We start from the raw sequence: 13,132 nt of genomic DNA on the forward strand, positions 1-13,132 counted from the left end.
CGGCCGGACCTCGGTCACGCCGGGCGGCGGCGGGTGCGCTGCAGCTGGTCCAGCTCGCGCGCCACATCCGATTGCGACAGCGTCGCGCCGGTCTGTACGGACAGGGTCAGCGGCATATCCGCGTCCACATGGTGGGCCGTCACATGCAGCACCCCGTCGAACCCCATCTCGAAACTCACCCGCACCTCGCTGCCGGCCGGATATCCGGGCGGAATATCGCGAATACTGCCCTCCACCAGCACCTTCGAATCCTCCGGCCGCGTCGAGGCCGCCTGCCCCTGCTGTTCCACGATGGTCAGCTCGATCTGATCCTGATCCGCGCGCACCGTCCCGTAGGAGCGCCGCACCCGGATGGGCAGGGTCTGATTGCGATGCACCAGCCAGCTCGCCGCCAGCCCGTTGAACGGATCCAGCGCCAGCACCCCGAAGCCGCGCGACACCACCGTGTCGACCTGGATCTCGATCATGCGCCGCACCAGCCCGACCGGCTGCCCGAACGATTCGGCCACCCGCGCCAGCGACGCCTCCAGTTCGCGCGGATCGGCATCCGCCAGTTCGGCGCCCGCGGATAGTCGCCCGCGGGTCACCAGATCGGCGGCCACCAGCCGCTCCATCTCCAGCTTCTCGCCGTAGAGCGCGGCGCCGCGCGCCACCGACAGATCCGGATCGTGTAGCTCGCCGATCAGCCCGAATTCCTTCAGCAACTGCTCGGCCACCATGGGCATCCGGGACGAACCGCCCACCAGCAGTAGGCGATCCACATGCCGTACCCCGCGCTGCCCGGCCGCGGCGATCACCGCTTTGGTCAGGTCCACGGTCCGGCGTAGCAGTGAAGAGGTGAGCAATTCGAGTTCGGCGCGAGTCAGCGTGATCACCGATCGCACTCCGTCGTGCGCGACCACCACTTCGGTGCTCGCGGCCGTGGTCAGATCCCGTTTGGCCTGTTCAGCGGCCAGCACCAGCAATTGTGAGCCGACCGAATCATCCAGTGGGTCTTCGGCATCGGGGTGATCGGAACAGAACCGCTGGGACAGGTGCAGGGCGATGCGCTCGTCCCAATCCGCGCCGCCGAGCTGATGATCGCCCTCCACGGCCAGCACCGAGATGCGGCGGTCCGCGAGTTCGATGACGGTGGCGTCGAAGGTGCCGCCGCCCAGGTCGTAGACGAGTACGGTCTCGCGGGCGGCGATCTCGCCGGTGTCGATGCTGCCGTCCAGCCGCCCGAATCCGTAGGCGAGGGCCGCGGCGATCGGCTCCGAAAGCACGCCTGCCACATCGAATCCCGCATACATACCGGCCTGTATGGTGGCGCGCCGCTCCTCGTCACCGAAGTAGGCGGGCACGGTGATCACCACCCGTTCCACGGGTTCGCCACCGCCGAATTCGGCATCCCCGGCGAGACTGCGCAGGATGAGCGCCGACACCGCGGGCGCCGACCACTGCTGCCCGTGCGCCGTGAACCGCCATTCCGCATCCCCCATGCGGCGTTTCACCAGCGTGCACACGTGCTCCGGATCGAGCCGGGCCTGCCGGCGCGCGCCTTCACCGACGACGTGGTCCTGCGCCGAGGCGAACAACACCACCGACGGAACGGTCGGTTCGCCGTTCATACCGATCAGTACTTCAGGGCGTCCATTTGCGTCGATTCGTGCAATTGCCGAATTCGTTGTGCCCAGGTCGATTCCGTAGACCCCCATGGCCGCGATGTTAGCAGTCGGCACCGACCACCGGGTTTATCGTTCACCCATGACCGAACCATCCGCAGTGGATCAGCCCGGCGCCGCCCCCACGCTCCGCAGCGTCGATTCGCCACCCCGTGCCGACGACGCACCACTCCGCGACGGTCTCGATGCGCCACTCCGCGACGGTGCCGATGCGCCACTCCGCGACGGTGCCGACCGGATCACCGAGCGCATCGACGACTTGGCTCGCGTGGTCGCCCGGCAGGCGGCAACCATCGAGCGACTAGCGGACGAGTCCCGCGCCCGCGCCCGCATCGAACAGGCGGAGGCCGACGCGCCCCTCATCCGGGACCTGTTCGCCCTGCACGGCCTGGCGCAGACCTTCTCCACCACCACCGAATCCGATCCGGATCGGCAGGGTTTCGAGGCCCTGGCCCGGCGCGTGGAACGCATGCTGGCCGAACGCGGAGGGCAACTGGTCACCCCCTTCCGCGGCGCGGCCTTCGACGCCCTCACCATGGAGGCCGCCGAGCTGACCGATACCGATGATCCGGCCGCGGACCGGACCGTGGAGTCGGTGATCCAGCCCGGCCTCACCATCGGTGAACGCTCCATCAGACCCGCCAAAGTCGTTGTCCGCCGGTACCGCAGACCGCTGGGTAAGAGCTCGGTCTTGTCGGATTAAGCGTTTGTGCTTAACCTCTGTGATGGTGCGCTGATTTTCGACTCCGGAGGACGGCAGTGACAGCAACGAATTCGACCCCGAAATATCGCACGATCGATGTCGGCGAACCCATTACCCGGTTCGCCCGCGGCTGGCACTGCCTCGGCCTCGCCGAGACCTTCCGGGACGGGCAACCACACTCCGTCAACGCCTTCGGCACCAAACTCGTGATCTGGGCCGACAGCAACGGGCAACTCCAGGCCCTGGACGGCTACTGCCGGCACATGGGCGCCGACCTCGGCTACGGCACCATCAAGGGCGACGAGATCGCCTGCCCCTTCCACGACTGGCGCTGGAACGGCAACGGCCGTTGCGCCGCAATCCCGTACGCGCGCCGGGTACCGCCGCTGGCCCGCACCCGCTCCTGGATCACCTGCGAGGAGAACGGGCAGTTCTTCGTCTACAACGACCCGGAAGGCAATCCCCCGCCGCCCGAGGTCGCCATCCCGCACATCGACGGCATCGAAACCGATCGGTGGAGCGACTGGGACTGGAATTCACTGCTCATCGAGGGCGCGCACTGCCGCGAAATCATCGACAACAACGTCGATATGGCGCACTTCTTCTACATCCACTTCGCCTACCCGGTGTACTTCAAGAACGTCTTCGAAGGACACGTCGCCACCCAGTATCTGCACTCCAAGGGCCGGCCGGACGTGAACGCCAAATCCAACTATTCGACCGAAATGTCACTGCTGCGTTCGGAGGCCAGCTATTTCGGGCCGTCCTACATGATCAACTACCTGCACAACGACTTCGGTGAGCACACCGTGGAAGTGGCGCTCATCAACTGCCACTACCCGGTCACCCAGAACTCGTTCATGCTGCAGTGGGGCGTCAGCGTGCAGCGCATCGACGGGCTGCCGCCGGAGAAATCCGGCAAACTGGCCAAGGCGTTCGGCAAGAGCTTCGGCGTCGGCTTCCTGCAGGACGTCGAGATCTGGAAACACAAGACGCGCATCGACAATCCTCTGCTCACCAAGGAGGACGGGCCCGTCTACCAGCACCGCCGCTGGTACGAGCAGTTCTACGTGGACGTCGCCGACATCACCCCGGAGATGACGGCCCGCTTCGAATACGAAGTCGACACCACCCACGCCAACGAGAACTGGCAAGCCGAAGTCGCGGAGAACCTGGAACGGATCGCCACGGAAAAGGCAGCGGCGGAAAGCAACTGACTGTTACGCGGCTCGGCGCGGCACCTCCGCGCCGACCCGCGCCCACCGCCCGGACAGCGCCCGCCACGACACCGCCACCAGGCGCAGCACCATGAAACCCACCAGCCCCGACCAGATTCCGGCGATCCCCCAGTCGTAGGCCAGCGACAGCCAGATGGCGGGCAGGAAGCCCACTAGCGCGGCAAGCAGTGTGGCATTGCGCAGGAACGCGGCATCCCCCGCACCGAGCAGCACCCCGTCGAGCGCGAACACCACGCCCGCGATCGGAATGATCCCGACGAAGAACCACCACACCACATGCGCCCGGTCCAGCACCGAGGGATCGTTCGTGAACAACTGCGGCACCACCGAATACCCGGCCGCGAACACCACCGCCAGCACCACCGCGAAGATGGTCGACCAACCGGTGATGCGCCGCGCCAACCCCTGTGCACCCCGGGCGTTCCCGGCCCCCAGCGCCGCACCCACGAGGGTCTGCGCCGCAATGGCCAGCGAATCCAGCGTGAGCGCCAGGAAATTCCACAACTGCAGCACCAGCTGATGCGCCGCCACCGAGGCCGCCCCGAACCGTGCCGCCACCGCCGCCGCGGACACGAAGCACGCCTGGAACCCCAGACTCCGCACGATCAGATCCCGCCCCAGCACCAACTGCGCCTTCATGATCGCGATATGCGGCGCCAGCGACACCTGCGACCGCAGCAACGCCCGCACGAACAACCCACCGGTCACCGACTGCCCGGCCAGATTCGCGATCGCCGACCCCGCCAACTCCAGCCGCGGCGCCCCCAGCAGCCCGTGCACCAGCACCGGGCACAACACCGCCGAAAGCCCGAGCCCCGCAATCACATACAGCAACGGACGCCGCGTCTGCTGCACCCCCCGCATCCACCCGTTTCCCGCCATCGCCAGCAAAATCAACGGCACCCCGAACAGCGCGATCCGCAACCAAGGCAACGCCTCCCCCGCAATATCCGCCCCACCCGAAATCGCCCGCGAAATCGGCCCCGCACAACCCTCGATCACCACCAAGATCACGAGCCCGACCCCCACCGCGATCCAACTGGCCTGCACCCCCTCGACCACCGCCCCGCGCTCATCCCCCGCCCCATGCCGCCGCGCCGCCCGCGCGGTCGTCCCATAACTCAAAAACGTCAACTGCGAACTGACCTGCGCCAATATCAACCCACCCACCGCCAGCCCCGCCAGCGCCAAAGCCCCCAACCGCCCCACCACAGCCATATCCCAAAGCAAATAAACCGGCTCCGCGACAAGCACCCCGAGCGTCGGCACCGCAATCCCCAGAATCCGCCGCGGCCCCGCCTCCACCGCCGCCTCCCCACGCGATCGCGATGCCACCGAAGATCCGGGGTCCTCCCCCTCCAAAGCCGTCTCGCTGCTGCTCATCCAGCCACGATCGCACACGCCTCCGACACAACCCGAGACCCGTCCGCATCACGCACACTCGCCACGACCCCGGACAGGCGGCAGGCAGATCTGCTCCGCGGCGGCAGCAGGCGCAGCATGCCGCAGGGCAAATGATCACAGCGCGCACCCTCGCGCCGGCAACGAGGCCAGCCGACAGCGGGCGAGACGCGAGCCCGCGCGTCCGTGAAGTGTGATGCAGCGTCTGCCGCCACGCCGTGCGGGCTCGGCGCGCTGAGGAACGGGCGCGGATTCCGGTCGGGCGCGGCCAATTCCGGGACAATTGCGGCAGGCTGGGAGCATGACGACTCTCGACACTGCCATTACCGCGGTCACGGTCTATCCGGATCGGGCGCGGGTCACCCGGTCCGGAAAGGCGAGTCTGGCCGCGGGCGAGCATCGGATCCGGGTCACGCCGCTACCGGTGAGCCTGTTGCGGGATTCGATCAGGGTGGCCGGGCAGGGCGAGGTCACCGTGCTCGGGGTGGATGTCGTGACCGAACGGCAGGCGGAACCCTCCGACGAACAGGTTTCGGAACTGCTCGCCCGCATGCGCGAACTCGATGCCGCGATGAATCAGCTCGCCGACGCCGACCGCGCCTCCGAGGCGCGGATCAAGTTCCTCGAGCGCCTCGCGCGGGAATCGGCCGAACAGCTGGCGAAGACCGATGAGGCGCGCGTCATCGCCTTCGGCGACAGCCTCGAATCCCAGTACAGCGCCGTGCATGCCGCCCGGCGCGACCGGGAACGATTGCGGCAGGAGCACATTCGCGAACACCAGGCCCTCGAACGGCGGCTGGCCGACCTGCGCGGAAAGACCAAGCCCGACGCCCAGGCCGCGATCATCACCGTCGAGGCCGCCAACCCGGTGACCGTGGATCTCGAACTCTCCTACGTGGTGCGCGGCGCGAGCTGGCACAGCAGCTACGACCTGCGCCTCGGCGACGCCGGCCTGTCCCTGCGCTGGTTCGGCCTGATCCAGCAGAGCACCGGCGAGGACTGGCCGGAATGCCGCCTGCAACTGTCCACCGCCCGCCCCGCCCAAGCCGTCGACATCCCGGAACTGAGCCCCTGGTTCATCAGCCCCGCAGTCCCGGCCACCCCGGTCCCCCGCCGGCGCGCCATGTCCTACGGCGCCAGCATGGACGACACCGTCGGCTCCTATCCGCTGGCAGGCTCCGCCCCGATGATGGCCGCCCCGGGCAGCCCACAGCCGGCACCGCCCCCGGTCCGCGAATCGGTCGCCACCGTCGAACAGGGCATCACCGCCGCGACCTACACCCCGCAGCGGACCATCGCCGTCCCCTCCGACGGCACCGCCCATCGCACCCAGATCACCGCCCTCGACCTCGAAGCCGACCTCGATTACGTCACCGCCCCCGCCCGCTCCCTGGAAGCCATCCTCCGAGCCACGGCCCGCAACACCTCCGAGCACACCCTCCCCGAGGGCCGCGCTTCGCTCTTCCACGACGCCGAATACGTCGGCGCAACCGACCTCGACCCCTGGGCTCCCGGCGAAGAACGCGAACTCGCCCTCGGCGTCGACGCCCGTATCCGCGTCGAGCGAGAACTGGTGCGCCGCAACGCAACCAAGGCAACGCTCGGTTCCAGCCGCCGCATAGAAGTCGAATACGCCATCACCATCGCGAACCACACACCCCGCCCCGCCCGGGTCACGGTCCTCGACCGCCTCCCGGTCTCCCGCGACGCCGTGATCACAGTCCGCGACACCGTCCTGAAACCCCAGCCCACGGAACGCGACGAACTCGGAATCCTCACCTGGAAAACAGAACTCAACGCCCAAGCCGAAACAACCATCGCCTTCGGCTACCGAGTCGAGGCCGCCAAGGGCGTCACCGTAAGCGGCCTGCCCGACTGACCCGAGTCAGATCTGACCGATCGCTTCCAGCCCGTCGAACACGGTCTCAGCGGTGTCGTACAGCGCGTGCATGCTTGCCTCCGCGGGCATGCACGCCGCCGGCTCCTGCATAGCAATCCCGGACGCCAGAGCCGTGCCGCGCACACTCTGGAACATCACGTAGCTTGTAATACCCTGCCCCAGAATGAGATCCGCACCCCGGCCGTCAGTCGTCGTAGTGGTACCGACAGGCAATGATCGTTACGGTCTCTTCATCCGCCAAGCAGACGATGCGATGCTCCTGAGTGATACGTCTCGACCACCACCCGGACAGGTTCTGCCGCAACGGTTCCGGCTTGCCGATGCGCGCGGCTAGACGCGTTCAGCACGGGCATTCTCGACGGACTCGAGTAGTCGGCGCGCGTTCGCCCGGCTCCCGAGCAAGTACGCGGTCTCCTTCAATGCCTCGTATTCGCGGAGGCTGATCAACACTGCGGGTTCCTTGTCACCGCTGCGAGTAATGACTACTTCCTCGTTGTCCTCGGTTGCGGCGTCCAGGACAGCAGCGAAGTTGGCGCGAGCTTCGGTTACGTGAATCGCGCGCACAGTGACTCTCCGTTCAGCGCTGGATGACACTCACAAGAACACTCCATTACCTACATGATTACGTACGGGATCGTGCACGGTATGGCAGACACTCTTGATCAGGCGAGAGCAGCGACCAACGCCGCGACGAGGTGGTCGGCGGTGCCGGTGGTGGAATAGCCTGCGGCATAACGATGTCCGCCGCCACCCAGGGCGGTGGCCACCTGGGCCACGTCGACGCCGAGGGTGCCGTCGGCATTGTCGTGGGAACGCAGCGATACCGTCCAGTGCTCGGAAGAGGTGCGGGACTCCTTGAAGACCGCAGCTACCTGAGCTTCGGAGGTGGTGCGGATGAGGTCGATGATGCTTTCGACCTCTTCGGAACGCACGCCGGTCAGGTCGGCTTGGCGGACCACCGCGTAGACCAGGCCGGCGCCCTTCGCGGCGGCGGGGTTCAGCTGAGCAGAAGACAGCACTCGCGAGAGCATGGGCAGCCACGCGAAGGGGTGGGTGTCCATGAGGGTGCGGGTAATGGCCGCGTCGTCGATGCCGGTGGCCAGCAGCCGTTCGGCGAGCGCGTGCGAACCGGGCCGCGCCCATTTGAAAGAGCCGGTGTCGGTGACCAATCCGGCGAACAGGCAGTGCGCGATGGATCGGTCGATCGGTTCACCCCAGGCGTCCAGGACGCGCGCGATCAGACCGGCCGTGGATTCCGCGGTCTCGTCGACCACGTTCACGGAACCGAAGCGCGTATTGGACCGGTGATGGTCGAGCACCAGGCTCACCCGCGCACCGTCCAGCCGGTCCCGCAGCGAGCCGAGGCGTCCCGCGCTGCCGCAGTCGACCGCGATCAGCACATCGACCTCGGCCGGCACCTTCGCGGGCGGCACCAGGAATTCGGTGCCGGGCAGGGACCGCATGGAGACCGGTAGTGCCGCGGGCTCGGCGAAGGACACCCGCACCGGCACACCGCGCCGATGCAGCACCTGCGCGAGCGCGAGACCGCTGCCGATGGTGTCGGCGTCGGGTTGCACATGGCAGAGCACGGTTGCCGAGCGAGCGGTGTCGAGCACCGACACCGCCGCGGCCAGGTCGACCGGTTCGTTCACCGGCGTCTCCTCCCCGGACTTACGACCGAAGATCAGTCTTCTTCGTCGTCTTCTTCGGTCTTGTAGGGGTCGGCTTCGCCGGCGTAGCTCGCGTTGACCGCGACCTGCGCCACTCGTTCGTCGACGGCGCGGGCCTTGGCCAGCAGTTCTTCCATCTCGCGGGCGGCGTCCGGGACCTTGTCGAGGACGAATGCCAGGGTGGGCGTGAATTTCACGCCCGTGCCGGCGCCCACCTTGGAGCGCAGGATGCCGGTGGCCTTCTTCAGGCCGGCCTCTGCCTCGGTGTAATCGGGTGTGGCGTCGATGGTTTCACCCATGACGGTGTAGTAGACGGTCGCCTCGCGCAGATCGCCGGTCACCTTGGTGTCGGTGATCGTGACGAACCGCAGCCGCGGATCCTTGATCTCGTATTCGATCGCGGTGGCCACGATCGAGGAAATCCGCTTGGCGAGTCGGCGTGCCCGGGCCTGGTCGACCATGGCAGTTACCTCCTCTTGCTCCTGGCGGAGAACTCTCCGCCGGTAATTAATCTTCGGGTCCGAAGACGCGGCGGCGTACCGCCAGCAACTCTAACTCCGGACGATTCGCGACGTGCCGTTCGCACTTGTCCAGCACCTCGGTCAGGTGATTCATGCCGTAACTGACCATTGCCACACCGAGCAATGTCCGCCGGTACCGGTCATGGTCGCCGCCCTCGGTCACACTCACCTCGAACCGCTTCAGGTCCGCGAGTATGGGGCGGATGACGGAGCGCTTCTCCTTCAGTGAATGCACATCACCGAGCAAGATATCGAACTCGAGCGCTCCGAAGAACATCTTTTCAGTCATATGAACGCGCCCCGGGGAATGCGCGCGCTGTTACCCGGCGAGGACGGAAAGGGAAGCGGCACAATCCCGCCGGGCCCGAAGACCCGGCGGGATCGCGTACTGCCTAGTCGCGCGGCTTCTCCCGCAGCTCGTAGGCCTCGATGATGTCACCCTCGCGAATGTCGTTGAAGGTCACGGTCATACCGCATTCGTAGCCTTCGCGGACCTCGGTGGCGTCGTCCTTCTCACGCCGCAGCGAGGCGATGGTCATGGTCTCGGCGACCACGACATTGTCGCGGAGCAAGCGCGCCTTGGCGTTGCGCTTGACCGAGCCCGAGAGCACCCAGCAACCCGCGATATTGCCGAACTTGGAGGAGCGGAAGATCTGGCGGATCTCCGCCCGGCCCAGCTCGTGCTCCTCGTAGATCGGCTTGAGCAGACCCTTGAGGGCCTTCTCGATCTCGTCGATCGCCTGGTAGATGACCGAGTAGTAGCGGATGTCCACGCCTTCGCGGTTCGCCAGCTCGGTCGCCTTGCCCTCGGCACGGACGTTGAAGCCGATGATGATCGCGTTGGACGCCGACGCCAGGTTGACGTTGGTCTCGGTGACGCCACCGACACCGCGGTCGATGACGCGCAGTCGCACCTCGTCGCCCACATCGATACCGAGCAGCGCCTCTTCGAGGGCCTCGACGGTACCGGAGTTGTCGCCCTTGAGGATCAGGTTCAGCTCCGAAGTCTCCTTCAGGGCGGCATCCAGATCTTCCAGGGAGATCCGCTTGCGGCTGCGCGCGGCCAGGGCGTTGCGCTTGCGAGCGTTGCGGCGATCGGCGATCTGACGCGCGATCCGGTCTTCCTCGACCACGAGCAGGTTGTCGCCCGCGCCCGGCACCGAGGTGAAACCGATGACCTGGACGGGCCGCGACGGCAGGGCCGCCTCGACGTCGTCGCCGTGCTCGTCGACCATGCGGCGGACGCGGCCGTAGGCGTCACCCGCCACGATCGAGTCGCCGACCCGCAGGGTGCCGCGCTGGACCAGCACGGTCGCCACGGGACCACGGCCACGGTCGAGGTGGGCCTCGATGGCCACACCCTGCGCGTCCATGTCCGGGTTCGCCCGCAGATCCAGGGAGGCATCCGCGGTCAGGACGACCGCCTCGAGCAGCTGCTCGATATTGGTGCCCTGCTTCGCCGAGATGTCCACGAACATGGTGTCGCCGCCGTATTCCTCGGCGACCAGACCGTATTCGGTCAGCTGCTGGCGAATCTTCTGCGGATTCGCGCCTTCCTTGTCGATCTTGTTGACCGCCACCACGATCGGCACGTCAGCGGCCTGCGCGTGGTTGATGGCCTCCACCGTCTGCGGCATGACGCCGTCGTCGGCGGCGACCACGAGGATCGCGATATCGGTCGCCTTCGCACCACGGGCACGCATGGCGGTGAACGCCTCGTGACCCGGGGTATCGATGAAGGTGATGAGCCGGTCTTCGTCGTTGACGTGCGTCAGCACCTGGTAGGCGCCGATGTGCTGGGTGATACCGCCGGCCTCGCCCTCACGGACGTTGGCCTTACGGATGGTGTCCAGCAGTCGGGTCTTACCGTGGTCGACGTGACCCATGACGGTCACGACCGGCGGGCGGATCTGCAGGTCGTCCTCGTCGCCGGCGTCCTCGCCGTAGGTGAGGTCGAAGTTGGCGAGCAGCTCGCGGTCCTCGTCCTCCGGGGAGACCACGTTCACGACGTAGTTCATCTCCGAACCCAGCAGCTCGAGGGTCTCCTCGCTCACCGACTGGGTAGCGGTGACCATCTCACCGAGGTTGAACAACGCCTGTACCAGCGAGGCCGGGTTGGCGCCGATCTTCTCGGCGAAGTCGGACAGCGACGCGCCACGGGCGAGACGGATGATCTCGCCGTTGCCGCGCGGCAGCCGCACGCCACCGACGGCGGGAGCCTGCATCGACTCGTACTCGGCGCGCTTCGCCCGCTTCGACTTGCGGCCCTTGCGGGGCGCGCCACCCGGACGTCCGAAGGCACCCGCGGCACCGCCGCGACCGCCACCCGAACCGGGACGGCCGCCACCGCCACCGCCACCGGGACGACCGCGGAAACCACCCGCGGCACCGCCACCGGTGTTACCGGCACCTGCACCGGCACCTGCGCCGGGAGCGCCGCCACCGCCACCGCGGTAGCCGCCACCGCCGCCGCCACCGGGACGACCGGCACCGGCGCCGCCGGGACCACCCGGACGCGCGGGACGACCCGCACCGCCACCCGGGCCTCCGCCCGGACGGTTGGTGCGTGCGGGCATGGCACCCGGGTTCGGCCGCGGGGGCATCGAACCGGGGCTGGGACGCGGACCGCCGGGACGCGGGCCACCCTGGCCCTGCGCGGCGGCCGGACGCTGACCACCCTGACCCGGACCGGGACGGGGACCGCCCTGGCCGGGAGCCGGACGCGGGCCACCCTGGCCGGGACCCGGACGGGGACCGCCCTGCGGGCCCGGACGCGGGCCGCCCTGACCCTGCTGCCCACCCGGGCGCGGGGCCGGACGCGGCGCGGGACGCTCCGGTGCGGAAGAGAAGGGGTTGTTGCCGACGCGCGGCGCCTTCGGACCCGGCTTCGGGCCACCCGGACGCGGAGCGGCGGACGGGCTGCCGCCCTGCTGCTGCGGCTGGGCCGGACGCTGACCGGACTGGCCGGGACGCTGTCCGCCCGGAGCCGGACGCTGACCCGACTGCGGCGCGGGAGCGCTCGGAGCCGACGCGGCGGGCGCCGCCGGAGCCGGTGCGGCCGGAGCCGCGGAAGCCGCTGCGGGAGCGGAGGTTTCGGGTGCACGCGGCGGAATCGGCTTGGGCGCCGGGCCGGGACGCGGGCCACCTTGCTGAGCCGGGCGCGCGGCGGGAGCCTCGGCGCGGACAGCGGGTGCAGACTGCTCGGCGACGGCCGGGGCCGGCTTCGCAGCGGGAGCCGGCGCGGGTGCAGCCGGACGGGGGGCGCCGGGGCGAGGTCCGCCCGAAGCGCCGGGGTTGGGCTTGGCGGCCGCCGAATCGCCCGGACGGGCGGGTCGTGCCGCATTGGGACCGGGCCGTGCGCCGCCGGTCTTCGACGCGCCGTTCGACGAGGCGTCCTTCGACGCGAACGACTCACGCAGACGGCGTGCGACGGGTGCTTCCACCGTCGACGACGCCGACTTCACGAACTCGCCCTGCTCCTTGAGCCTTGCGAGTAGTTCCTTGCTCGTGACACCGAGTTCTTTTGCCAACTCGTGCACGCGGGCCTTGCCTGCCACTGCTCTCCTCACTCAGAGGTCGAGCGTGGCTCGCCGTCTTAGGACGGTTGACCCGCACGACCTCGATTAATGCCGATGGTCGATCATCGCTTGGACTTCACGGTGTGCTCATGAGTGCTCGTGCCTGTTCTCTACGTACTGCTCCAGGGCTGAGATATCCAGATTTCCGGACACTCGTAGTGCTCTGCCGAATGCTCGGCGCCGAATTGCTTGACTCAGACAAGCCGATGAGGGGTGCAACCACGCACCCCTTCCGGGAAGTCTGCGCCGCGGATCCGGAACGATCGCAATGCTCTCGACGCCAAAGTTCTCACCCTCGGCGGCAATGCCCTGCGCCACGACCCGCACCAACTCGGCAGCCAGCTCTCGTTTCCGGCATCCGATGCAGGTCCGGACGGGTGCTGATCTTGATTGCATCCGCTCGGCGCACAGAGAAGCCGGAGACTCGTGCTGAGCCTGCGTCCACTCTACCGCTGTC

At 68.0% G+C, this 13,132-nt stretch carries 13 protein-coding genes; 3 read left to right on the forward strand and 10 right to left on the reverse strand.

Annotated elements, in window-relative coordinates; all coding sequences use genetic code 11:
- Positions 1-14: 14 nt before the first annotated feature.
- Positions 15-1,697 carry an Hsp70 family protein gene (locus ACH438_RS28870; RefSeq protein WP_397010719.1) on the reverse strand — a complete coding sequence of 561 codons (1,683 nt, stop codon included), beginning with the start codon at positions 1,695-1,697 and terminating at the stop codon, positions 15-17.
- 49 nt (positions 1,698-1,746) lie between these two features.
- Between ACH438_RS28870 and grpE the strand changes: the two genes are divergently transcribed.
- Together grpE and ACH438_RS28880 are read left to right on the forward strand one after the other, a co-directional pair.
- A complete protein-coding gene (gene grpE / locus ACH438_RS28875) occupies positions 1,747-2,367 on the forward strand; it encodes a nucleotide exchange factor GrpE (protein ID WP_397010721.1) in 621 nt (206 codons plus the stop codon).
- 56 nt (positions 2,368-2,423) lie between these two features.
- Positions 2,424-3,584: a Rieske 2Fe-2S domain-containing protein gene (locus tag ACH438_RS28880; protein WP_397010723.1), complete on the forward strand. Its 1,161-nt coding sequence runs from the start codon at positions 2,424-2,426 to the stop codon at positions 3,582-3,584.
- A 3-nt stretch (positions 3,585-3,587) separates the two neighbouring features.
- On the opposite strand, the gene ACH438_RS28885 is transcribed toward ACH438_RS28880, so the two are convergent.
- Complete coding sequence (locus ACH438_RS28885) at positions 3,588-4,988, reverse strand: MATE family efflux transporter (RefSeq protein WP_397010725.1); 1,401 nt, start codon at positions 4,986-4,988, stop codon at positions 3,588-3,590.
- A gap of 319 nt (positions 4,989-5,307) precedes the next feature.
- Here ACH438_RS28885 and ACH438_RS28890 point away from each other — a divergent pair, with 319 nt between their 5' ends.
- Complete coding sequence (locus ACH438_RS28890; protein ID WP_397010727.1) at positions 5,308-6,885, forward strand: mucoidy inhibitor MuiA family protein; 1,578 nt, start codon at positions 5,308-5,310, stop codon at positions 6,883-6,885.
- A 6-nt stretch (positions 6,886-6,891) separates the two neighbouring features.
- Here the strand turns inward: ACH438_RS28890 and ACH438_RS28895 are convergent, their stop codons facing one another.
- The 8 genes from ACH438_RS28895 to ACH438_RS28930 all read right to left on the reverse strand — a co-directional run bounded on the left by ACH438_RS28895 (position 6,892) and on the right by ACH438_RS28930 (position 13,071).
- Positions 6,892-7,044 (reverse strand): hypothetical protein, encoded by a 153-nt coding sequence (locus tag ACH438_RS28895; protein WP_397010729.1) that lies wholly within the window; start codon positions 7,042-7,044, stop codon positions 6,892-6,894.
- A gap of 46 nt (positions 7,045-7,090) precedes the next feature.
- Positions 7,091-7,228, reverse strand: a complete 138-nt coding sequence (locus tag ACH438_RS28900; RefSeq protein WP_397010817.1) for a Txe/YoeB family addiction module toxin — start codon at positions 7,226-7,228, stop codon at positions 7,091-7,093.
- A gap of 8 nt (positions 7,229-7,236) precedes the next feature.
- Positions 7,237-7,470 carry a type II toxin-antitoxin system Phd/YefM family antitoxin gene (locus tag ACH438_RS28905; protein ID WP_397010731.1) on the reverse strand — a complete coding sequence of 78 codons (234 nt, stop codon included), beginning with the start codon at positions 7,468-7,470 and terminating at the stop codon, positions 7,237-7,239.
- A 98-nt stretch (positions 7,471-7,568) separates the two neighbouring features.
- On the reverse strand, positions 7,569-8,558 hold the full coding sequence (locus ACH438_RS28910; protein WP_397010733.1) for a bifunctional oligoribonuclease/PAP phosphatase NrnA: 990 nt from the start codon (positions 8,556-8,558) through the stop codon (positions 7,569-7,571).
- 32 nt (positions 8,559-8,590) lie between these two features.
- Positions 8,591-9,037, reverse strand: coding sequence for a 30S ribosome-binding factor RbfA (gene rbfA, locus ACH438_RS28915; protein ID WP_397010735.1), 447 nt, complete (start codon positions 9,035-9,037; stop codon positions 8,591-8,593).
- Positions 9,038-9,083: 46 nt separating this feature from the next.
- Positions 9,084-9,374: a DUF503 domain-containing protein gene (locus ACH438_RS28920; RefSeq protein ID WP_397010819.1), complete on the reverse strand. Its 291-nt coding sequence runs from the start codon at positions 9,372-9,374 to the stop codon at positions 9,084-9,086.
- Between the two features lie 115 nt (positions 9,375-9,489).
- Complete coding sequence (infB, locus tag ACH438_RS28925; RefSeq protein WP_397010737.1) at positions 9,490-12,654, reverse strand: translation initiation factor IF-2; 3,165 nt, start codon at positions 12,652-12,654, stop codon at positions 9,490-9,492.
- Between the two features lie 108 nt (positions 12,655-12,762).
- The gene (locus ACH438_RS28930; RefSeq protein ID WP_397010821.1) at positions 12,763-13,071 is read right to left on the reverse strand and encodes a YlxR family protein; all 309 of its coding nucleotides are present in this window, start codon (positions 13,069-13,071) and stop codon (positions 12,763-12,765) included.
- Positions 13,072-13,132 lie beyond the last annotated feature (61 nt).

This window comes from Nocardia sp. NPDC020380, assembly GCF_044386975.1.
Taxonomy (GTDB): domain Bacteria; phylum Actinomycetota; class Actinomycetes; order Mycobacteriales; family Mycobacteriaceae; genus Nocardia.